At 42.7% G+C, this 20,819-nt stretch carries 22 protein-coding genes; all 22 read left to right on the forward strand.

Annotation, left to right across the window (positions count from 1 at the left end; genetic code table 11):
• Positions 1 to 141: 141 nt before the first annotated feature.
• The 22 genes from pckA (at position 142) to J3P40_RS03780 (ending at position 20,776) form a co-directional block, all read left to right on the forward strand.
• Complete coding sequence (gene pckA / locus J3P40_RS03675; protein WP_256003071.1) at positions 142 to 1,743, forward strand: phosphoenolpyruvate carboxykinase (ATP); 1,602 nt, start codon at positions 142 to 144, stop codon at positions 1,741 to 1,743.
• 280 nt (positions 1,744 to 2,023) lie between these two features.
• Entirely contained in the window at positions 2,024 to 2,866 is an 843-nt protein-coding gene (locus J3P40_RS03680) for a MotA/TolQ/ExbB proton channel family protein (RefSeq protein WP_256003073.1), read from the forward strand.
• Positions 2,867 to 2,941: 75 nt separating this feature from the next.
• Positions 2,942 to 3,556: an ExbD/TolR family protein gene (locus J3P40_RS03685; protein ID WP_256003076.1), complete on the forward strand. Its 615-nt coding sequence runs from the start codon at positions 2,942 to 2,944 to the stop codon at positions 3,554 to 3,556.
• 8 nt (positions 3,557 to 3,564) lie between these two features.
• Positions 3,565 to 4,101: an ExbD/TolR family protein gene (locus J3P40_RS03690; protein WP_256003078.1), complete on the forward strand. Its 537-nt coding sequence runs from the start codon at positions 3,565 to 3,567 to the stop codon at positions 4,099 to 4,101.
• 22 nt (positions 4,102 to 4,123) lie between these two features.
• Positions 4,124 to 4,945 carry an energy transducer TonB gene (locus J3P40_RS03695; RefSeq protein ID WP_256003079.1) on the forward strand — a complete coding sequence of 274 codons (822 nt, stop codon included), beginning with the start codon at positions 4,124 to 4,126 and terminating at the stop codon, positions 4,943 to 4,945.
• A gap of 1 nt (position 4,946) precedes the next feature.
• Positions 4,947 to 5,174, forward strand: a complete 228-nt coding sequence (locus J3P40_RS03700) for a hypothetical protein (RefSeq protein ID WP_256003080.1) — start codon at positions 4,947 to 4,949, stop codon at positions 5,172 to 5,174.
• Positions 5,171 to 6,076 (forward strand): substrate-binding domain-containing protein, encoded by a 906-nt coding sequence (locus J3P40_RS03705; protein WP_256003081.1) that lies wholly within the window; start codon positions 5,171 to 5,173, stop codon positions 6,074 to 6,076. The genes J3P40_RS03700 and J3P40_RS03705 overlap by 4 nt, the downstream gene beginning before the upstream one ends.
• Positions 6,077 to 6,183: 107 nt before the next feature.
• Positions 6,184 to 7,902, forward strand: coding sequence for a tetratricopeptide repeat protein (locus tag J3P40_RS03710; protein ID WP_256003082.1), 1,719 nt, complete (start codon positions 6,184 to 6,186; stop codon positions 7,900 to 7,902).
• Positions 7,903 to 7,982: 80 nt separating this feature from the next.
• A complete protein-coding gene (locus tag J3P40_RS03715) occupies positions 7,983 to 8,354 on the forward strand; it encodes an NADH-quinone oxidoreductase subunit A (protein WP_256003083.1) in 372 nt (123 codons plus the stop codon).
• Positions 8,355 to 8,458: 104 nt separating this feature from the next.
• The gene (locus J3P40_RS03720) at positions 8,459 to 9,001 is read left to right on the forward strand and encodes an NADH-quinone oxidoreductase subunit B (protein ID WP_256003084.1); all 543 of its coding nucleotides are present in this window, start codon (positions 8,459 to 8,461) and stop codon (positions 8,999 to 9,001) included.
• The gene (locus J3P40_RS03725; protein WP_256003086.1) at positions 9,001 to 9,504 is read left to right on the forward strand and encodes an NADH-quinone oxidoreductase subunit C; all 504 of its coding nucleotides are present in this window, start codon (positions 9,001 to 9,003) and stop codon (positions 9,502 to 9,504) included. Before J3P40_RS03720 ends, J3P40_RS03725 begins: the two co-directional genes overlap by 1 nt.
• Positions 9,505 to 9,507: 3 nt before the next feature.
• Positions 9,508 to 10,719: an NADH-quinone oxidoreductase subunit D gene (locus J3P40_RS03730; protein ID WP_256003088.1), complete on the forward strand. Its 1,212-nt coding sequence runs from the start codon at positions 9,508 to 9,510 to the stop codon at positions 10,717 to 10,719.
• Positions 10,712 to 11,224, forward strand: a complete 513-nt coding sequence (locus J3P40_RS03735; RefSeq protein WP_256003090.1) for an NADH-quinone oxidoreductase subunit NuoE family protein — start codon at positions 10,712 to 10,714, stop codon at positions 11,222 to 11,224. The genes J3P40_RS03730 and J3P40_RS03735 overlap by 8 nt, the downstream gene beginning before the upstream one ends.
• Complete coding sequence (gene nuoF / locus J3P40_RS03740; protein WP_256003093.1) at positions 11,224 to 12,591, forward strand: NADH-quinone oxidoreductase subunit NuoF; 1,368 nt, start codon at positions 11,224 to 11,226, stop codon at positions 12,589 to 12,591. The genes J3P40_RS03735 and nuoF overlap by 1 nt, the downstream gene beginning before the upstream one ends.
• A 4-nt stretch (positions 12,592 to 12,595) precedes the next feature.
• A complete protein-coding gene (locus tag J3P40_RS03745; protein ID WP_256003094.1) occupies positions 12,596 to 13,600 on the forward strand; it encodes an NADH-quinone oxidoreductase subunit G in 1,005 nt (334 codons plus the stop codon).
• Complete coding sequence (gene nuoH, locus J3P40_RS03750) at positions 13,600 to 14,637, forward strand: NADH-quinone oxidoreductase subunit NuoH (protein ID WP_256003095.1); 1,038 nt, start codon at positions 13,600 to 13,602, stop codon at positions 14,635 to 14,637. Before J3P40_RS03745 ends, nuoH begins: the two co-directional genes overlap by 1 nt.
• A 33-nt stretch (positions 14,638 to 14,670) precedes the next feature.
• Positions 14,671 to 15,171: a NuoI/complex I 23 kDa subunit family protein gene (locus J3P40_RS03755; protein WP_256003096.1), complete on the forward strand. Its 501-nt coding sequence runs from the start codon at positions 14,671 to 14,673 to the stop codon at positions 15,169 to 15,171.
• Positions 15,172 to 15,669 (forward strand): NADH-quinone oxidoreductase subunit J family protein, encoded by a 498-nt coding sequence (locus tag J3P40_RS03760; protein ID WP_256003097.1) that lies wholly within the window; start codon positions 15,172 to 15,174, stop codon positions 15,667 to 15,669.
• Complete coding sequence (nuoK, locus tag J3P40_RS03765; RefSeq protein ID WP_256003098.1) at positions 15,669 to 15,998, forward strand: NADH-quinone oxidoreductase subunit NuoK; 330 nt, start codon at positions 15,669 to 15,671, stop codon at positions 15,996 to 15,998. The genes J3P40_RS03760 and nuoK overlap by 1 nt, the downstream gene beginning before the upstream one ends.
• 22 nt (positions 15,999 to 16,020) lie before the next feature.
• On the forward strand, positions 16,021 to 17,913 hold the full coding sequence (gene nuoL / locus J3P40_RS03770; RefSeq protein ID WP_256007050.1) for an NADH-quinone oxidoreductase subunit L: 1,893 nt from the start codon (positions 16,021 to 16,023) through the stop codon (positions 17,911 to 17,913).
• Positions 17,914 to 17,934: 21 nt separating this feature from the next.
• On the forward strand, positions 17,935 to 19,398 hold the full coding sequence (locus J3P40_RS03775) for a complex I subunit 4 family protein (protein ID WP_256003099.1): 1,464 nt from the start codon (positions 17,935 to 17,937) through the stop codon (positions 19,396 to 19,398).
• 4 nt (positions 19,399 to 19,402) lie between these two features.
• The gene (locus J3P40_RS03780) at positions 19,403 to 20,776 is read left to right on the forward strand and encodes an NADH-quinone oxidoreductase subunit N (RefSeq protein WP_256003101.1); all 1,374 of its coding nucleotides are present in this window, start codon (positions 19,403 to 19,405) and stop codon (positions 20,774 to 20,776) included.
• Positions 20,777 to 20,819 lie beyond the last annotated feature (43 nt).

Here is a 20,819-nt window from a genome sequence, read left to right on the forward strand (position 1 = left end):
TCAGATTTATTTCCGAAAACTGAAAATGAATTGAATGTATTGATGTGTGTATAAGGTACAATAAGTAAATTTTTTCGCTGGAAACGGTGGTTGTTAGCCTGGAATGTATATAACTTTGGCGAACTAACTTATTATCTTATTATGAGCAAAGAGCATATGCCTAAGCTTGATTTAAGCTATCTGCAACTGAAGACGGAGAATGCTTTGTATCAACTATGCGTCCCGAGGTTAATTGAGGAAGCAATTCTAAATGCGGAAGGATTTCTCACGGATTCGGGGGCGCTTGCGATAGATACCGGCGAGTTTACAGGGCGGTCGCCAAAGGACAGATTCATCGTTACAGACGCTGTCACGGAGAATAAAGTGTGGTGGGGAGATATTAACATCCCTTATAGTGCTGACAAGTTTAATCAACTTTTTGCCAAAATGATTGAGTATCTCAATCAGAACAGGTTCTACGTAAGAGATGCTTACGTCGGTTCCGATAGCAACCATCAAACGAGCTTGAGGGTAATAACAGAAACTGCGTATCAAAGCCTTTTCGTTAATAATCTGTTCTTAAGATCTGAATCCGAGGAAGAATTTTCTATTCCGCAGTGGACAATTATTGCTGCCCCGAGCTTTAAAGCTAACCCTCAGATTGATGACACCAGACAGGAGAACTTTTCAATCATTAACTTTAGCCGTAAAGTAATTTTGATTGGAGGTACAGGATATACCGGAGAGATCAAAAAGGCAGTCTTCTCGGTTTTAAACTTTACACTTCCGAGCCATAACGTTTTACCCATGCATTGTTCTGCTAACATAGGGCGAGCTGGAGACACGGCGATATTCTTCGGACTCTCAGGCACCGGTAAGACTACCCTGTCAGCCGACCCAGAACGCCGCCTCATCGGCGACGATGAACATGGATGGCATGAGAATGCTGTATTTAATTTTGAAGGCGGCTGTTATGCAAAGTGTGCGGACTTAAGTGCTGAGAAGGAACCGGAGATTTTTCATGCAGTCAGGTTTGGCTCGCTCTTAGAGAACGTCAAGTGCTTTTCCAACACAAGAACAGTTAATTTTTCAGACATTTCGAAGACCGAGAATACCAGGGTCGCTTATCCAATTGATTTTATTAATAACGCGGTGATCCCCTCAGTTGGATCGGCGCCTGAGAACATATTTTTTCTGACGGCAGACGCCTTTGGGATACTTCCTCCTATCTCCAAACTTAGTTCATCCCAAGCAATGTTTCATTTTATGTCAGGTTATACGGCGAAGATTGCAGGTACAGAGGCAGGCGTTACCGAGCCGCAGGCAACTTTTTCAGCATGCTTTGGAAAGGCTTTTCTTCCTCTGCATCCGGCTGAATACGCTAACCTATTGGGTAAAAAGCTCAGCGATAGTAGCGTGAATATTTGGCTTGTAAATACCGGATGGAGTGGAGGTGCGTACGGAACAGGTAAAAGAATCAAACTTTCTTATACCAGGGCGATGATTAATGCGGCTTTATCGGGCGCATTGAATAAAGTTCTTTACGAGTTAGACCCATATTTTGGCTTAAAAATTCCTTTGCGTTGTCCCGGAGTACCAGATAGTTTGCTTAATCCGAGAAATTCCTGGCCCAACACTCAGTCTTACGATTTGAAAGCTAAAGAACTCCGAAATGCTTTCATGGAAAACTTTAAGCAATTCGAAGAGCATGCTGCATCTGATATCCTGGATGCGCTACCAAAACTGGTTGAAAATACTGTTTAAAGCTTTTTTTTAATCAAAAATTTGCATTTCATTTTTTTTTTATTTTTAATTGTGAAAGATTGTCTCAGAAACGAGGCAATCTTTTTTAATTATAGAGGATACGAGCACGTATTAAAGAGGCAGCGAAGAGACGTAACAGCTGATGATTATTTAATTTGGAATTTAAATCAAAGTTATAAATTTGTTTTTGCAACATTTATCTGTAATCACCGTTGTGAGTATACCGAAATAATAATCTAAAATTTAAAACAACAAGTACTAAAAACTAAAAACTAAAAAAATGGCAAACGCACCAAAACCAACAACAGCAAAAAAAGAAGGCTCTTCTTCAGCGTCAAATTTATTTGCAACACTAACCATTCCAATTTGTATCATTATCGGAATTTGTGTTTACAAGTTTATTTTTGGAGATAGAGGGAATTTCATAAATGGCGCAGACCCTGACTTGCATGAGACTCTTCCTTTACCAGGTAACTATATGGGTATGGCTTACAAAGGAGGGTTTATTGTACCTATTTTATTGGGAATGTTCCTGATGGTGATTGTATTTTCTATAGAGCGGATGATTGTAATTGGTAAAGCAACCGGAAAGAGTGGTCTGGACTCTTTCGTTAAAAAAATCCAAGCGCTATTGAATTCAAATAATATTGAGGCAGCGATAGCTGAATGTGATAAGCAACAGGGTTCTGTAGCGAACGTAATTAAGTCGGGTCTGAAAAAATACCGGGAAATGGAGGTTGAACCGAATATGGATACTGAGCAAAAATGTCTCGCAATCCAAAAAGATATTGAAGAAGCTACAACTTTAGAGATGCCAATGCTTGAGCAGAACCTTACGGTTATTGCAACGTTGGTTTCTGTTGGTACGTTAACAGGTCTTTTGGGTACGGTTACAGGTATGATCAAGGCCTTCGGCGGCTTGGCAAACTCTGGGGCTCCGGATCAGGCTGCGTTGGCAACTGGTATTTCTGAAGCGTTGATAAACACTGCAACTGGTATCGGAACGTCCACTTTTGCAATTATTATGTACAACATCCTGACATCAAAAATTGACAAATTAACATACGCAATTGATGAGGCGGGCTTCAGCATTATCCAAACTTACGCTAGTACGCATAAATAAGATATTTTTTTACCGGCTTTATGGAAAACCGGATGAGTTAGCATCATTAGTAAGAAAATAAGTAATTTTTAAGTTATGCCAAGAGCAAAGGTTCAAAGAAAGAGTACTTCGATAGATATGACCGCAATGTGTGATGTATCTTTCTTACTACTTACTTTCTTTATATTAACAGCAACTGCACGCCAGCCGGATCCTTTGGATATCCGAATACCGAGCTCAACCTATAAGATTAAGGTTCCTGATACAGATATTGGCATTTTGTCGATCGGTAAAGGAAAGGTGTTTTATGAGATTGTAGGTCAGGACATCAAAGTGGCTACTTTGGACAGGATGGGTAAACAATACAGTATACAGTTCACTCCTGAAGAGAGAAAGCGTTTTGCTGTATTGGGGTCTTTCGGAGTGCCAATCGAGAGTATGAAACAGTTCATCGCGATGAACGCTGAGCAGCGAGAGGAGTTTGCAAAGCAAAGTAAGGGAATACCGGCCGATTCGACGAATAACCAGCTCGCAGAATGGATTATGCAAAACCGTCACGCGGTGGCGGAACTGCACAATGAACCTCTTCGGATCAGTATAAAAGGTGACGCCGAGGAAGAATATCCCACTGTTAAGAAGATTGTCGATATTCTTCAGGATCAAAAAATTAACAAATTTAGTTTAATTACTTCGGCCGAAGGCGGAAAATAACAAATAATATGGCAGAATTAGATACCTCCAGTGGAGGTGGCAAAAAGGGCGGTAAAGTAAGGAGTAAGAAAGCCAGTACCAAAGTGGATTTAACCGCGATGGTGGATCTTGCGTTCCTTTTGATTACGTTCTTTATGTTAACCACCTCACTGTCGAAACCAATTGCGATGGATATCGCGAAGCCTGACCAAGAGGATAACGATGTAAGAAATGAGCTTCGCGCCTCTCAAACTATGACCATACTGCTTGGCGAGAAAAATAAAGTGGCTTGGTATATGGGTGAAGCAAAGGATGCGCAGCCTGTAATTGAGAGCTTTGCTGAAGTCAGAATGTCGATCCTTAAGAATAAGGAAAACGTGCTTAAAACTACCGGCCGGAAAATAGTAATTGTAGTCAAACCAACAGAAGGAGCAACATACAAGAATTTTGTTGACATCATGGACGAGTTGAATATTGCAGGAATCACGACCGCTCCAGCGATTGACGATGTAAATATCCTGGACAATGAGAAAGCTTTTATGAGGCAGGGCGGGATATTAAAATAACGATAAACAAAAATATTAAGCTATGTTTGGTTCAAAAATAGATTTATTAAAGCGGGATTGGCTTGATGTTGTATTTGCAAATAAGAACAAAAGCTACGGTGCTTACGAACTTCGTCAGCAGAGTGCTTCAAATACAACAAGATCATTGCTGTTTGCATCAACTGCATTTGTGTTGGTGTTTTTATCCCCAAAGATTATTCAACTTTTTGAAGGGCCTCCTCCCGAAGAAGAAGTTGTTAAACAGGTTGAGGTTGTTGTTCAGCCGCCTCCACCGGTAAATCCGGAAACTCCACCTCCTCCACCACCGCAACCTCCTCCCCCTAAGCAGGATCAGGTGAAGTTCCCTCCTCCAATCGTTAAGCCGGATGAGTTGGTTCGGGATGAGGAGCCGGTTGAAATTGAGGACTTGAAAAAAGCCGATCCGGGGCAAAAGACAATTGCCGGAGATCCTGATGCCGATATAGTTATCGCCACGGTAGCTGGCGACGGGCCTAAGCAGGCAGCGGTAGTTGAGGATACGAAAGTTTACGATTTCGTGAGTTTGGAATCTCAACCAAGTTTCCCTGGAGGGATGGAAAAGTTCTACGCTTATGTCCAGAAGGCTGTTCGTTATCCGACTATGGCCCAGGAGAATAATATCCAAGGTAAGGTTTATTTGTCTTTCGTAGTTGAGAAAGACGGTTCCTTGACAGATATTAAGGTAGAAAGAAAATTAGGTGGCGGCACGGATGAAGAGGCGATCCGCGTACTTAAAGCGAGCCCTAGATGGATACCAGGAGTACAGAACGGTAAAAAGGTGCGTGTTAAATTCAATATCCCGATTAGTTTTACATTGTCGCAATAGCATGTTTAATTTAAATGGGTTTAGACAGAAATCGCCTCAACAGCGATTTCTGTCTATTTTAGGGCTGGCCATGTTTTTAGTTTACCTTGCTTTGGGTGTTATTCTGATTGCATGGAGCGACATGCCAGTGACCATCGAAAGAAAATATCGAATTATTTTTGGCTGTCTGTTAATCGTCTACGCGGCTATCAGGCTGACCCGTGTTTTAAAGCAAGAGGAACCCGAATGAGATATCTAAATATTATACTGGCAGCTATTGTATTTGTTTCGTGCACCAACGCGGAAAAGTCTGGTTCTAATGAACAGACGAGAACATCCGGCACTGTTAAAATCCTTGTCGACGAGTCATTTTCTTCAATCATTTCGGATCAGATCGAAGTCTTTACAAGCGATTATAAAGACGCTCATTTTATTGTTAGGTCCGAGAATGAGCAAAAGATTATTCCGGCTTTTTTGAACGATACTGCACGGGTGCTTATTCTGTCTCGGATGTTGCGAACTGACGAAGAGGCGGTTTACAAGAAAAAGGGCGTAGTTCCGAAAGTGTCCAGATTTGCCATTGATGGCATCGCTTTAATCACCCAGTCGGGTGATGTTGATAGTAATATTACTGTTGAGGAAGTCATTAGGATATTTAAAGGGACCTCGAATTCGGGAAAAAATCTGGTATTCGATAATGCTTATTCCAGTACTCTCAGATATTTCAAAGAGCTTTCTGGCGTAAATGATATTCCAAAAGAGGGTGTATATACTTTAAAGGACAACAATGACGTTATTAAGTATATTGCAGATAACAAGAACTACATAGGGGTGGTTGGTGTGAACTGGCTTATTGGCGATAATCCAGAAATGTCTGATTTCATTGCGAAGGTGAAGATGATGGGTGTAAAGAACATGCAAGGGAAAGTCGGCGATGATGCTTTTTATAAGCCGATACAAACGAATTTGATTAGTGGGGTTTACCCTTTTCTTCGTAACGTCTATGTGATAGACGCGGAAGGAAAAAACGGGCTTGGCGCGGGATTCGCAAATTGGCTTGTGAGTCAGCGTGGTCAGCTTATTGTGTTGAGGGCTGGCTTGGGACCACATAAAATGGTTCCCCGAGAATTTAACTTGAAGAATACAAACTAAATTTTATATTTGAAGTATTAAGAGCGCGATCTGGTTGCTCTTTTTTAAATTGCGATAATGATACGCCGCTAAGCAGGCACATACGAACTAAAATTAAATAGGAACCAATGAAAATGAAAAAGAAAGCGATAACCTTAAGTGTGGGTTTATTAGTGATGGGTTCTGCCTCTTTTGCGCAAAGTTTAGATGACGCTAAAAAGGCGATAGATGCCGAACAGTACCAAAAAGCGACAACTATGTTGAAAGCATTGGTAGGATCACAGGGAAAGAAAGGTGAGAATTATTATTATCTAGGTGACGTTTACCTGCAGAGAGATTATATCGATTCTGCAAGGGCTGCGTTTACACAAGGAATTGCAGCTGATCCAAAAAATCCTCTGAACTATATTGGAATGGGACATGCTGACTTAGCATCCAACAATGGGGCATCTGCAAAAACCAATTTTGACAAGGCAATCGAAGTAGCTTCGAAGAAGGACTATACGCCTTATCTTTACATAGGCAAAGCGTATTTAGATATTGACAAACCGGACTTTGAGGCTGCGTTACCCAATTTACAAAAGGCAGATGAGTTAGATGATAAGGATAAAGATCCTGAGACTTTCGTTGCGCTAGGCGATTTCTATGCTTTGCAAAGGAAGAATTCGGAAGCATTGCAGGCTTATATGCGTGCACTGAGTATCAACCCCGCTTTGTATAGATCAACCGTTCAAATCGGCAGGATGTATAAGGAGTCCCGCGCGTTTTCTGATGCGGAGCTTGAGTTGAAAAACGTAATTCAGGCAGATCCTAACTATGGCCCGGCATATCGGGAGATCGCGGAGCTGTATATGCAATGGGCTAACCAGGAACCCCAGAATTTTCAGGCGAGGGCAGCAGAGGCTCTAACCAATTATAAGAAATATCTTGATTTAACTGATGAATCATTTGAATCTAAATTGCGTTATGCTCAGTTTCTCTTCTATGCCAGGGATTTCAAAACCTTGGCAGATGTGTCCAACGAGTTAGCCAGCGTTAACCAGAACGACCCGAAAAGTCTTATCGTACTTAGAATGAGAGGCTATTCTGCCTACGAGAACAAAGACTATGCAAACAGTCTGCAGTATATGAATGATTTCTTTGCTAAAGTGAAAGATACATCCAGGATCATTTCTGACGACTATTTGTATTTGGGTCAATCTCAGTTGCAAAATCAGCAGGACAGTCTCGGAGTAAAAAACATCGTGAAGGCTGTACAAATGGACTCGACTAAGGTAACCGCACTGGCCGATATAGCAAAGTCTTTCTATGATGCTAAAAATTATGAGAAGGCTATCTCGACTTACGATCTAGTTAATACATTAAATCCAAATGGTCAGGGATCTCTTTACAATTATTTCTATCATGCGCTTGCGTCATATTTTCATTACGCTGCAGGATACAGAGCCAATACTAACCCATCTAAGGATATACTGGTCAAGGCCGATTCGTCGCTTTCAAAATTAGCGAAACTGTCGCCTTCAACGTATGATGCGTATCTATGGAGAGGTAGGGTTAACAATCTTCTGGATAGCGATACTGATCCTCAAGGCCTGAAATTACCATATTATCAGCAATATGTTGATTCTTTGGAAGCGCATCCTGACAAGCAGACTGATGCTGCTAAGAGACAAATGGTAGAAGCCTATAACCAAATAGCTGGGTTTGCATCTTATAAAAACGATAAGGAGAAAGCGAAGCTGTTTTGGGATAAAACATTAGCAATCGATCCGCAGAATGCGACAGCGGCTGAAGGGTTAAAGTCCTTGACTGCGCCTGCTCCAAAGGCGCCGGCTAAGCGTAAATAAATATTAAAAAAAGCACAAATCGGAAAGGCAGGTTGTTATCCTGCCTTTTTTGGTTATTTTTGGCATCATTAATAAACATTATGGGAACACAAAGTACACCTGTCGACTTCCTTCCAATCATATTTCAAGTCGTTGTGGCCTTAGGCTTCGTTGTTGTAACTCTAATCGCCACGCACTTGCTTGGACCCAAGCGTAAGACCACAGACAAACTGTCGACTTTTGAAGCCGGCGTGAAGGTGGTAGGTAATGCACGCCAGCCGTTTTCTATTAAGTATTTTCTAGTGGCCATTTTATTCGTGCTATTTGATGTCGAGGTAATCTTTATGTATCCTTGGGCTGTCAACTTCAGGGCACTTGGGATGAGTGGATTAATTGAAATGTTCATCTTCATGGGTACGCTTCTGCTTGGCTTCATATACGTGTTAAAAAAGAAGGTTTTGGATTGGAATTAAATTATTTAGATCGTTTCTAAATGATTTAGGCTAATTCATTTGCTTCCAAAAAATTGTAAATTTGTGGTTCGTTCTATGTTAGAACGAACCTTTTTTGTTTTAGCATGAGTGATATTAATATCGTAGGAGCGCCTCCTGGGATCGAAGGGTCTGGTTTTTTTGCTACGTCTTTGGATAAGGTGATTGGTCTGGCCAGATCTCATTCTTTATGGCCTCTGCCATTTGCTACGTCTTGTTGCGGAATAGAATTTATGGCGACTATGGGATCTCATTATGATTTTGGTCGTTTCGGGTCAGAACGGTTGAGTTTTTCGCCACGTCAGGCTGACTTGCTTATGGTCATGGGCACAATAGCAAAGAAAATGGCTCCGGTATTAAAGCAGGTCTATCTGCAAATGGCAGAGCCGCGCTGGGTAATGGCTGTTGGTGCTTGTGCCTCTAGTGGTGGTATATTCGATACCTACTCCGTCCTACAAGGCATAGACGAGATCATTCCGGTTGATGTTTATGTCCCTGGATGCCCCCCGAGGCCTGAGGCAATTCTAGATGGCTTTGGGAAAATACAGGATTTGGTTAAAAATGAATCGCTTAGACGGAGGAATTCGGGTCAGTATAAGGAAATGTTGGCATCATACGGTATAGAATAATGACAGAGATTACGAATCACGCAATCGTAGAGTTCCTAGCTGGCAGATTTAAAGACGAAGTTTCCGGATTTTCTGAGCCTTATGGACTTTTGACATTTGAAACATCCTCAAAAAATATCATTAGTGTGCTTAGCTTTTTGAAGCAGAATTCTTTAGTAGATTTCTCGTTCCTTACAGACATAACGGCGGTGCATTATCCGGAAAAATCCAAAGCACTTGTCGTTGTGTATCATTTATGCAGCATGAAGAAGCGTATGCGAGTTAGGGTTAAAGTTGCTCTTGATGCAGCATGCCCGGAGATTCCGTCTGCTACTGTATTATGGAATGGAGCAAATTGGATGGAGCGTGAGACTTACGATTTGTTCGGCGTCGTATTCACTGGTCATCCTGATTTGAGAAGAATTTTAAATATGGACGATCTTGGTGTCCACCCGATGTTGAAACAATACCCTTTGGAGGATCCTAACAGAGTTGATAAAAAGGACGAATATTTCGGAAGATAGGTTATGAATAATCAACCAGTATATACAGACAACGACCCGCAAAATGAGCTGGTAACACTGAATCTCGGCCCAACGCATCCGGCTACACATGGTGTATTTCAGAATGTTATTCAACTCGATGGCGAGCGTATCGTCAGCGGGGTATCGACAATTGGCTATATACATCGCGCATTTGAAAAGATAGCAGAGCACCGGCCGTTTTATCAAATCACACCCCTTACAGATAGGTTAAATTATTGTTCGTCGCCGATCAATAACATGGGTTGGCACATGACCGTGGAAAAGTTACTCAACATCAAAACCCCAAAGCGAGTTGATTATCTCCGGATTATAATTATGGAGTTAGCCCGGATTTCCGATCATATCATTTGTAATACAATCATAGCACAAGATACCGGCGCTACAACCACTTTCCTATATTTGTTTCAATTCAGAGAGCATATCTATGAGATATATGAAGAAATTTGCGGTGCGCGTCTAACGACCAATATTGGCCGTATCGGCGGGTTTGAACGTGATTTCAACGAGATAGCCTTTGCAAAGATCAATAAGTTTCTCAAAGAATTTCCTGAAGCGCTTCGTGAATTTGAGGGCCTTTTAAATCGGAATCGAATTTTTATTGATCGTACAGCAAAAGTTGCCGCTGTCACACAGGAGCAAGCGCTCGATTACAGTTGGACCGGACCATTGTTGCGTGCAACCGGTGTTGATTATGATCTGCGTGTGAGTGAGCCTTACTCGTCCTACGACGAGTTCGATTTTGAAGTGCCTGTAGGTACCTCGGGAGACATTTATGACCGTTATCTGGTACGTAATGAGGAAATGTGGCAGAGTGTTAAACTTATTCAACAAGCTATGGAAAAAATTAAGCGTGAGCCCGCCGGAATTTTTCATGCTGACGTTCCAGACTTTTATCTTCCAGCAAAGGAAGAAGTTTATAATAATATGGAGGCCTTGATTTATCATTTCAAGATAGTTATGGGTGAAATTGACGCCCCTAAAGCCGAAGTTTATCACGCTGTAGAAGGTGGAAATGGTGAGGTAGGCTTTTATCTAATCAACGACGGGGGGAGAACACCCTATCGCTTGCATTTCAGACGACCTAGTTTTATAAATTATCAAATGTTTGCACCTATGAGCAAAGGAATGCTTTTGTCTGACGCGATAATCAACATGAGTAGTATGAATATTATTGCTGGAGAATTAGATGCTTAGAATAGACGAACAACACCCTGTAGAGTTTTCATCTGCTTTGCTCTCAAAGTTTGATGAAATTTTAAGTCGTTACCCTGAAGGCAGGCAAAAGTCAGCCTTATTGCCTATGCTTCATGAAGTACAGGCAGAACTTGGTTGGTTAAGCGTAAGCGCAATGGATAAAGTGGCAAGCCGATTATCGATCCAGCCAATTGAGGTCTATGAAGTGGCATCTTTTTATACGATGTATTTCCTTAAACCCCAGGGCAAATATATGTTAGAAGTTTGCCGAACAGGCCCATGTTGTCTTGTTGGTGCGGAGAAAATTATGAATCATCTTGAGCAGGAGCTCGGTGTTAAAGAAGGTGAGGTTACCTCTGATGGGATGTTCAGCTGGCGCGGAGTGGAATGCCTTGCTGCCTGTGGCTATGGGCCGGTATTGCAAATCGGTCCTGAATATACATTTTATGAAAACCTTGATGAACAAAAGGTAAACGAATTGTTAGAAGACTTACGCAAAAGATAATGGCCCGGAAACTACTTTTAGAACATATAAACGTGCCCGGTATAAACACTTTTGATGTTTATCGTCAAAAGGGTGGTTATCGTGCGGTGGAGAAGGCTTTAAAAACGCTCACACCAGATGAGGTTGTAGAAGAGGTGAAAAAATCGGGGCTGCGAGGCCGTGGTGGTGCCGGGTTTCCTACTGGAATGAAATGGAGTTTTTTAGCCAAGCCAGAAGGTGTCCCACGTTACTTGGTTTGCAACGCAGACGAATCAGAACCGGGGACGTTTAAAGACAGGTATCTTATGACTCATATTCCTCATGCCTTAATTGAGGGAATGATCGTATCAAGTTTCGCCCTGGGTGCAAACACTTCATATATTTATGTTCGTGGTGAAATGATGCCCCAGATTAGAATATTGGAAAGAGCAATTGCAGAAGCAAAAGACGCGGGCTTTTTAGGCCAGAATATTCTGGGTTCAGGATTTAACCTGGAGTTATATGTTCAGCCAGGAGGTGGAGCGTACATATGCGGAGAGGAGACAGCCCTGCTTGAGTCATTGGAAGGCAAACGTGGAAATCCTCGGATTAAGCCGCCCTTTCCCGCTATTGCCGGGCTTTACGGATGTCCCACAGTGGTTAACAACGTTGAATCTATCGCTGCTACTGTTCCGATCATTAATGACGGTGGAGAGGAGTATGCCAAGATTGGGATTGGACGGAGCACCGGCACCAAACTTATTTCGGCATCAGGGAATCTCGTACGCCCGGGGGTTTATGAGATCGAGCTTGGTTTACCGGTCGAGGAATTTATTTATTCCGACGAATACTGCGGTGGTATTGCTAACGGGAAAAGATTGAAGGCTACAGTGGCTGGTGGGTCTTCAGTACCTATTCTTCCTGCCAATCTAACTTTGAAGCTTGCGAATGGTGAGCCAAGGCTTATGAGCTATGAGTCGCTTGCTGAGGGTGGATTCGCCACAGGAACTATGTTGGGTTCCGGAGGTTTTATTGCGTTCGACGAAGATCAATGTATTGTACGAAATACATGGAATTTTTCAAGGTTCTATCATCACGAAAGTTGCGGGCAGTGTTCTCCATGCCGGGAGGGCACCGGTTGGATGGAAAAAGTATTGCACAGGCTTGAATATGGGCATGGAAAGATGAGTGACATAGACTTATTAGTAGATGTTTCAAAAAAGATAGAAGGTAATACGATATGCCCGCTTGGAGACGCAGCAGCTTGGCCTGTTGCTAGTGCGATCAGGCATTTCCGAGATGAATTCGAATGGCACGTAAAGGAACCAATTAAGTGCTTGGAAGGCAACTATGGTTTAGCAAATTATGCCGAGCCTATTGCTAAAGTAGAACTTAGTACAGGAGGGTAACGACATGAGTGATAAAGTTAAGGTAACCATAGACGGGATATCAGTAGAAGTAGCACCCGGAACAACAATTTTAAACGCTGCTCGTCAAATTGGGGGAGACATTGTCCCCCCAGCTATGTGCTACTATTCAAAACTGGAAGGGAGTGGCGGTAAATGTCGTACCTGCATCGTGAAAGTGAGCAAAGGATCAGAAAAAGATCCCAGACCAATGCCAAAGCTTGTGGCTTCGTGCCGTACTACAGTGATGGACGGCATGGAAGTACAGAATATCACCTCTCCAGAAGTACTTGAGGCACGTAGCGGAGTGGTCGAAATCCTCCTGATCAATCACCCGCTTGACTGCCCGATATGCGATCAAGCCGGCGAGTGCGATCTGCAAAATCTTGGTTATGAACACGGATTGCAAAAAACCCGTTATGAGTTTGAGCGGCGAACCTTTGAGCGGATAGACATAGGCGATAAGATACAACTGCATATGAACAGATGTATTCTTTGTTACCGATGCGTATTTACTGCTGATCAGATCACCAATAAGCGTGTTCATGGTATTTTAAACAGGGGCGACCATTCTGAAATCTCCACTTATATTCAAACCGCTGTAGATAATGATTTTTCGGGTAATGTTATCGATGTATGTCCGGTAGGAGCACTCACAGACAAAACCTTCAGATTTCGAAATCGTGTGTGGTTTACAAAGCCAGTGGATGCGCATCGTGACTGCCCCTCCTGTACTGGAAAAGTTACGCTGTGGTACAAAGGTAGCGACGTCTTGCGTGTCACTGCCCGTAAAGACATTTATGGTGAAGTCGAAGAGTTTATATGCAACACCTGTCGCTTTGATAAGAAGAGCACTTCCGATTGGGTTATTGAGCATCCCACCCATATCAGTGATGCTTCGGTAATTGCATCCAATCATTACGAGACCTTGAAGCCGCTGCCTGTCATCCAGGAAAATCCTAAACTTCAGCAGTCGAATAAAGCAGAACTAGAAAAAACCACCAAATTCTGATGGAACTATCCTTTGTCATTGAGAAATTTATCCTCATAACAATCATATTTGCCATAAGCTTACTTATCGCAATGTATTCAACCTATGCCGAGAGAAAAGTAGCAGCGTTTTTGCAGGACAGGTTAGGTCCAGATAGAGCCGGGCCATTTGGTATACTTCAACCATTAGCAGATGGAGTGAAGATGTTTATGAAAGAAGAAATTATTCCTTCCAACGCAAACAAATGGTTGTTTATGGTGGGCCCCGGCCTGGCTATGCTTACAGCATGTATAGGAACGGCTGTAATACCTTGGGGCAGTACAGTTGTCATTGGGGATCGAATCGTACCGTTGCAGGTGACAGATATTAATGTTGGGATTTTGTACATTTTCGGAGTCGTTTCACTGGGAGTATACGGAGTAATGATAGGCGGATGGGCTTCTAATAATAAGTATTCGTTACTTAGCGCCATAAGAGCCGCATCTCAGAATATTAGCTACGAGATTGCAATGGGTCTGTCCATTATCGCATTGTTGCTCGTTACGAATACCATGAGTCTTAAAGAAATTGTTGAGCAGCAACATGGCTGGCGCTGGAATGTCCTTTATCAACCGATGGGCTTTCTGATTTTTATGGTTTGTGCTTTTGCTGAAACCAATCGCGCACCATTTGATCTCCCGGAATGCGAGACGGAACTAATCGGCGGATATCATACAGAATATTCCTCTATGAAACTTGGATTCTACCTGTTTGCTGAATACATCAATATGTTTGTTTCGTCTGCAGTAATGGCCGCGCTTTATTTTGGAGGTTACAACTATCCTGGGATGGATTGGGTCTTAGCACAAACAGGTCCGGTTATAGGTCCCTTGATCGGGACGCTGGTCTTCTTTGCAAAAATATTTGCCTTTATATTCTTCTTTATGTGGGTAAGATGGACGATCCCGCGTTTCCGGTACGACCAGTTAATGCATTTGGGTTGGAAGGCACTAATACCACTGGCTATCGCAAACATTGTCATTACCGGTATAGTCATAGCAATAATTGAAAAGTTTTAATCACCGCAACGTCGGATAACTATAGGAGGTTTAATGGAGCCATTAACCAATAAAAAGAAAGTTCTCGCACAAAAGCCGCTTACGTTAGCAGAGCGGATGTATCTCCCTGCTATCGCTAAAGGTCTTTCAGTAACATTTAGTCATCTTTTTAAAAAGGAGGCAACCATTCGGTATCCGGAACAAGAACGTGAATTTTCCGTCAATTTCAGGGGTATGCATTCTCTTAAGCGAGATGAAGAAGGAAGAGAGCGCTGCACCGCCTGCGGCCTTTGTGCGCTTTCTTGTCCGGCAGAAGCCATCACAATGGTAGCTGCGGAGCGCAAGCCTGAAGAGAAGAATCTTTACCGGGAAGAGAAATATGCAGCCGTTTATGAGATCAATATGCTTCGCTGTATCTTTTGTGGCCTGTGTGAAGAAGCCTGTCCAAAAGAGGCAATTTATCTGGATGGTCCTATTGTGCCAGCGGATTATTTGCGAAAGGATTTCATCTATGGAAAAGATAAGTTGGTGGAACAACCCTTAAATAAGAAATAAATGGGCGCATCTGTATTTTATTTCGTAGCTACTCTTAGTGTTGTGTTTTCGCTGATGGTTATATCTTCCAGAAATCCGGTGCATAGTGTTCTCTATCTCATACTCACCTTCTTTACCCTTACGGTGCATTACATTTTGTTGAACGCACAATTTCTTGCAGTGGTCAACTTCATTGTATATATGGGTGCCATTATGGTGCTATTTCTCTTCGTGTTGATGTTGCTCAACCTGAACAAAGACAATGAGCCACTAAAATCCACACTGGTTAAAGTGACTGGCACTATTGCTGGCTGCTGCCTGGTAGTTACTCTTATAGGTTCCATGAAAGCCACTACCGTATCAAATCCAGTTTTATTAAAAGATCCGGGATTGGGCTTATTAAAAAACCTTGGCCAACAACTATTCGGGCCGTTTATGTTACCTTTTGAATTATCATCTATCTTATTGCTTTCAGCAATGGTAGGTTCAGTATTGTTAACAAAGAAAGAAAAAGTATAGTGGATCAAATTACAAATCAACTGCAGGCCGTGCCGCTAAACCACTATCTCTGGTTAAGCGCTATTATTTTCACAATAGGCGTGATCGGCGTGCTCACGCGCCGCAATGCTATTGTTATATTTATGTCTGTCGAGCTTATGCTTAATGCAGTTAATCTTTTGCTTACCGCCTTTTCAGTGCACCACAATGATGCATCCGGCCAAGTGTTTGTGTTTTTTATAATGGCGCTCGCTGCAGCAGAGGTAGCCGTAGGGCTAAGTATAATAGTGATGGTCTACCGCAACACACAATCCATAGATATTAATGTACTGAATCGCCTTAAATGGTAATAAATAGATGGAAGAAAAAATGATACTAGATTTAGTTTGGCTGGTTCCATTAATCCCGCTGATCGGCTCGTTGATCAACGGAGTTGGAAGAAATACCTTTTCAAAGAGTCTGATAGGCTTCATAGGAAGCGGCGCGATATTTCTTTCTTTTGCCCTTAGTATTGCCATCTTCACAGAACTCAGTTCGTCTGTTGGAAAGAGCCATGAAGTCTTCCTGTTTGATTGGATCTCGTCTGGTTATCTGCAGATCCCCCTGTCATTCTTAGTAGATCCGCTCAGTGCAATCATGTTGTTGATCGTCACTGGTGTCGGATTTCTGATACATGTATATTCCGCCGGCTACATGCATGACGATCCGGGGTTTGGCAAATTTTTCAGTTATCTCAATCTTTTCATCTTTTTCATGTTAATCCTGGTTTTGGGATCTAACTATGTCGTTATGTTTATCGGCTGGGAAGGTGTAGGCCTTTGTTCCTACCTTTTGATCGGGTTTTGGTATACAAACGGCAATTATGCATCTGCAGCGAAAAAGGCATTTGTGATGAACCGAATTGGCGATTTGGGTTTCCTTCTTGCAGTATTCTTCATATTCACCACCTTTGGCAGTGTAGAGTTCTCCAAGGTATTTCCCCAGGTTCAAAACCTCTTGGCACAAGATTCGACCCTTACGCTAATTGCGCTGTTGCTGTTTATCGGAGCTTGCGGTAAATCCGCACAGTTGCCGTTGTTTACCTGGCTCCCCGATGCTATGGCCGGACCCACCCCCGTCTCGGCATTGATACACGCGGCCACAATGGTAACTGCAGGTATATACATGATCGCGAGATCCAGCGTTATCTTCGATCTTGCACCAATGGTACAGAATATTATAGCCATCGTCGGATTGGTGACCGCAATTATGGCAGCGATCATCGCGCTCACTCAAAATGACATCAAGAAAGTGCTCGCATACTCAACTGTGTCACAGCTCGGCTATATGTTCCTTGGACTGGGAGTTGGAGCTTACACAGGAGCATTCTTTCATGTGATTACCCATGCTTTTTTTAAAGCGCTTCTATTTTTGTGTGCAGGGTCAGTTATTCATGCCCTGCATCATGAGCAAGACATGAGGCATATGGGTGGATTGCGGAAGAACCTACCTGTAACCTTTATTACAATGTTGGTCGGCACCATAGCCATTGCAGGACTGCCTCCATTCTCAGGCTTTTTCTCCAAAGACGAAATCCTTGCCCACGTCTACGCGCATAACAAAGTATTGTGGATGGTGGCTCTTTTTGGAGCATTCTTAACGGCATTCTATATGTTCCGAATGTTATTTCTAACATTTTACGGCAAATATCGGGGAACCCATTATGGCGAGGAAAAGATCCACGAGTCTCCCACATCGATGACTATCCCCCTTATTATTTTAGCAATATTGTCGGCGGTCGGAGGTGTATTGGGCGTACCTGAAGCACTTGGTGGAAGTCATTGGCTATCCCACTGGCTAAGCCCGGTAATTAAACATTCAGGCGAAACGCCAGATCACGCAACCGAGTATATATTGATGGCTGTTTCCGTCTTGGGGGTAATTATTTCCATAATAATTGCATATGCCAGATATATTAAGAAAGCCCAGGTGCCGGTTTCCGACGAGACCGAACGTCCGATGCTGGCTAAGGTCTCCTATAATAAATTCTATCTTGACGAACTTTACGACACCCTATTCAGGAAGCCACTTGATGCGGCTTCTGGATTATTCTATAAGGTTGTCGACAAGAAGATCGTGGACGGGCTCGTTAACGGACTTGGTGCCGGAACCGCTGAGACAAGCAAAGGCCTGCGCCTTTTACAATCCGGGAACGTTGGATTTTATATCTTCATGATGGTTGCCGGTATTATATCACTGCTATTATATACATATTTATCTTTATAAAAGGTCGTTCAAAAACTGCTAATGGAACTAATACTCCTTCTGATATCCTTTCCTTTGCTCAGTGCACTGATTACCGTTTTTTCGGGCAACAGTTCGAAGTTTGTGGCTTTGGTTTCATCACTAGTCTCTTTACTTATTACTGCCGCCCTTGTTACCAAATTCACACCCGACTCCAGCGTGCAGTTTGAAGTAAGTTATCCCTGGATACAACAGCTGGGTATAGATTTTCATGCTGGAATAGATGGGATCAGCATTATTCTTGTGCTTCTGACGAATGCACTCATTCCATTGATTGTTTTGTCTAGTTTTCCTCACCAATATAAGCATCCGGGAACATTTTACGCACTCATCCTCTTCATGCAAAGTGGACTGTTACTTGTGTTTACAGCTATGGACGCCTTTTTGTTTTACATCGGTTGGGAGGCTGCACTCATACCAATTTATTTTATTTGTGCAGTATGGGGAGGCAAAGACCGGATCAGGGTAAACATGAAATTTTTTGTGTATACTATAGGCGGATCACTTTTTATGCTCTTAGGTATCATCTACCTTTTTTTACAGAATCCAGAATCAAATTTCAATCTACAGGCTTTTTATAGTCTGAATTTGGACGTTGTCCAACAGGGTTGGGTATTCTGGGCTTTCTTCATTGCCTTTGCTATAAAAATGCCTGTGTTCCCATTTCACACCTGGCAGCCGGATACTTACACCGAGGCACCTACCTCGGGTACGATGCTGTTGTCGGGTATAATGCTTAAAATGGGAATATATGGGCTCATTCGGTGGCTGTTGCCTGTCGTTCCATTGGGAATACAGGAGTGGGGCCATCTCGCTATCATTCTTTCTGTGATTGGCATTGTGTATGCTTCTATAATAGCTTTTACACAAAAGGATAGCAAGCGGCTCGTTGCATACTCTTCCATAGCCCACGTTGGTCTTATTTCTGCCGGCGTATTTGTAATCAATACACAAGGCCTGCAAGGAGCAATGATTCAGATGTTGAGTCATGGTGTTAATGTCATCGGTTTGTTTTTGGTGCTTGATATTATAAACCGGAGAGTTAATACAACTAGGATAGCTGAATTAGGGGGTATTGCTGCCAAGGCACCGCATTTGGCAATTGCTACATTGATCATCATAATGGGCACAGTGGCGCTACCGGGAACCAGCGGCTTTATTGGAGAGTTTCTTTTGCTTATAGGCGTTTATCAGTATAGTGCATGGATCGCTGTAGTCGCAGGTCTTACCATTATTTTCGGAGCAGTGTATATGTTGCGGATGTACCAGGGGATTATGCTTGGCCCGGAAAGCAACACAACTTCATCTTTCACGGACGTGCAAGGTTCCGAACGTATTGTACTGGTAATCGTATGCCTGCTCACCATTGTGCTAGGCGTTTACCCTAAACCCGTTCTCGGGCTCTCCGAAGCCGCCGTACAGCAACTAATAGAACAAGTATCCCAAAAATTAACATCGGTAAAATAAACAAATGAACATCATAATCACCATTGCTGTCACTGCCCTAGTAGTACTTTACGCCGGCTTGTTTAAAGCCCGTAAAGCGTTGCTTCCTATTAGCCTTGCTGGTCTCGCAATCTCGCTAGTATTTGTATGCACATCCTGGAATACCAGCCGTGTGTACTTCGGAATGATGCAAATGGACAATTTCGCACTTGCGTTTACCGCTATAACAGTACTTTCCACGATTTTAATCCTGCTCTTAACTGAGAATTATTTTTCGTCACAAAGTGACAATATTGCAGAATATCTGACGCTGATTTTGTTTGCGTTAGCGGGTATTGTCATCATGGTCTCCTATACCAATATGTCCATGCTATTTATAGGTTTGGAGATTATGTCGGTAAGCCTCTACATTCTTGCTGGAATCCGTAAAAGTAATTTCGCTTCGAATGAGGCCTCTTTAAAGTATTTCCTGATGGGCGCTTTTTCCACAGGCTTCCTCTTGTTCGGAATTACCCTTATCTATGGAGCGACCGGTTCCTTTAATCTGGTAGATATCAAGAATTATCTCGTCGGTAACCACGCAGAAGTGTCGTCTCTTTTCTATCCAGGTCTAATTCTCCTGCTTATTGGGCTTGCATTCAAAATAGGTGCTGCTCCGTTCCATTTTTGGACGCCAGATGTATATGAGGGTGCACCTACGTTAATTACAACATTTATGTCTACTGCAGTGAAGACCGCCGGCTTCGCTGCCCTGCTGCGTTTATTTGCCGACACGCTCGCGCCGCTACACGATTTCTGGCTCTCTCCGGTGTTAGCTCTAGTATTCCTTACGTTGCTGGTAGGCAATGTCACAGCACTATTTCAGCGTAACTTTAAGCGTATGCTTGCATATTCCAGCATATCTCATGCGGGTTATCTGCTCTTTTCACTCGTTACGCTTACATCTTCGTCAGCCAGCAACGTTCTGGTCTATGCACTTGCATATAGTTTTGCCAGTATTACTGCTTTTGCTGTTTTAATCCTTGTAAAGCAGAAGACGGGAAACGACCACTTCGACAGCTTCAATGGTTTAGCTAAATTGAACCCATTTATGGCCTTCGCGCTTACCGTCTCCATGTTGTCACTCGCTGGAATTCCATTGACCGCAGGCTTTATCGGCAAATATCTGATGTTTCTGAATGTGATGAACGAATATCACATCTATTTGGTTGCTTTTGCTATCTTAAATGCGCTGGTCGGCTTCTACTACTATTTCAAAGTGATTGTTGCCATGTACTTCAAAGAAGGAAATGGGATTGCCTTAGACAGCCCCTTTCAGTACCGCCTCGTTGTCTTTCTTTCGCTTGTTGTTACCATCGCAGTGGGCATTTATCCAGGGCTAATTTTAGATCTGATATAAACACATGTCTAGATAATTATTTGTAGTTTTACGAATAATTGAA

This window comes from Pedobacter deserti (genome assembly GCF_024436415.1).
Taxonomy (GTDB): Bacteria; Bacteroidota; Bacteroidia; order Sphingobacteriales; family Sphingobacteriaceae; genus Pedobacter; species Pedobacter faecalis.

Coding starts and splice junctions, on each gene's coding strand:
- J3P40_RS03755 (WP_256003096.1), top strand. CDS start 14,671: ATGGAGCCATTAACCAATAAAAAGAAAGTTCTCGCACAAAAGCCGCTT.
- J3P40_RS03730 (WP_256003088.1), top strand. CDS start 9,508: ATGAATAATCAACCAGTATATACAGACAACGACCCGCAAAATGAGCTG.
- nuoH (WP_256003095.1), top strand. CDS start 13,600: ATGGAACTATCCTTTGTCATTGAGAAATTTATCCTCATAACAATCATA.
- J3P40_RS03685 (WP_256003076.1), top strand. CDS start 2,942: ATGCCAAGAGCAAAGGTTCAAAGAAAGAGTACTTCGATAGATATGACC.
- J3P40_RS03780 (WP_256003101.1), top strand. CDS start 19,403: ATGAACATCATAATCACCATTGCTGTCACTGCCCTAGTAGTACTTTAC.
- J3P40_RS03710 (WP_256003082.1), top strand. CDS start 6,184: ATGAAAATGAAAAAGAAAGCGATAACCTTAAGTGTGGGTTTATTAGTG.
- J3P40_RS03700 (WP_256003080.1), top strand. CDS start 4,947: ATGTTTAATTTAAATGGGTTTAGACAGAAATCGCCTCAACAGCGATTT.
- nuoF (WP_256003093.1), top strand. CDS start 11,224: ATGGCCCGGAAACTACTTTTAGAACATATAAACGTGCCCGGTATAAAC.
- pckA (WP_256003071.1), top strand. CDS start 142: ATGAGCAAAGAGCATATGCCTAAGCTTGATTTAAGCTATCTGCAACTG.
- J3P40_RS03705 (WP_256003081.1), top strand. CDS start 5,171: ATGAGATATCTAAATATTATACTGGCAGCTATTGTATTTGTTTCGTGC.
- J3P40_RS03775 (WP_256003099.1), top strand. CDS start 17,935: ATGGAACTAATACTCCTTCTGATATCCTTTCCTTTGCTCAGTGCACTG.
- J3P40_RS03690 (WP_256003078.1), top strand. CDS start 3,565: ATGGCAGAATTAGATACCTCCAGTGGAGGTGGCAAAAAGGGCGGTAAA.
- J3P40_RS03695 (WP_256003079.1), top strand. CDS start 4,124: ATGTTTGGTTCAAAAATAGATTTATTAAAGCGGGATTGGCTTGATGTT.
- J3P40_RS03680 (WP_256003073.1), top strand. CDS start 2,024: ATGGCAAACGCACCAAAACCAACAACAGCAAAAAAAGAAGGCTCTTCT.
- J3P40_RS03760 (WP_256003097.1), top strand. CDS start 15,172: ATGGGCGCATCTGTATTTTATTTCGTAGCTACTCTTAGTGTTGTGTTT.
- J3P40_RS03715 (WP_256003083.1), top strand. CDS start 7,983: ATGGGAACACAAAGTACACCTGTCGACTTCCTTCCAATCATATTTCAA.
- J3P40_RS03745 (WP_256003094.1), top strand. CDS start 12,596: ATGAGTGATAAAGTTAAGGTAACCATAGACGGGATATCAGTAGAAGTA.
- J3P40_RS03735 (WP_256003090.1), top strand. CDS start 10,712: ATGCTTAGAATAGACGAACAACACCCTGTAGAGTTTTCATCTGCTTTG.
- J3P40_RS03720 (WP_256003084.1), top strand. CDS start 8,459: ATGAGTGATATTAATATCGTAGGAGCGCCTCCTGGGATCGAAGGGTCT.
- J3P40_RS03725 (WP_256003086.1), top strand. CDS start 9,001: ATGACAGAGATTACGAATCACGCAATCGTAGAGTTCCTAGCTGGCAGA.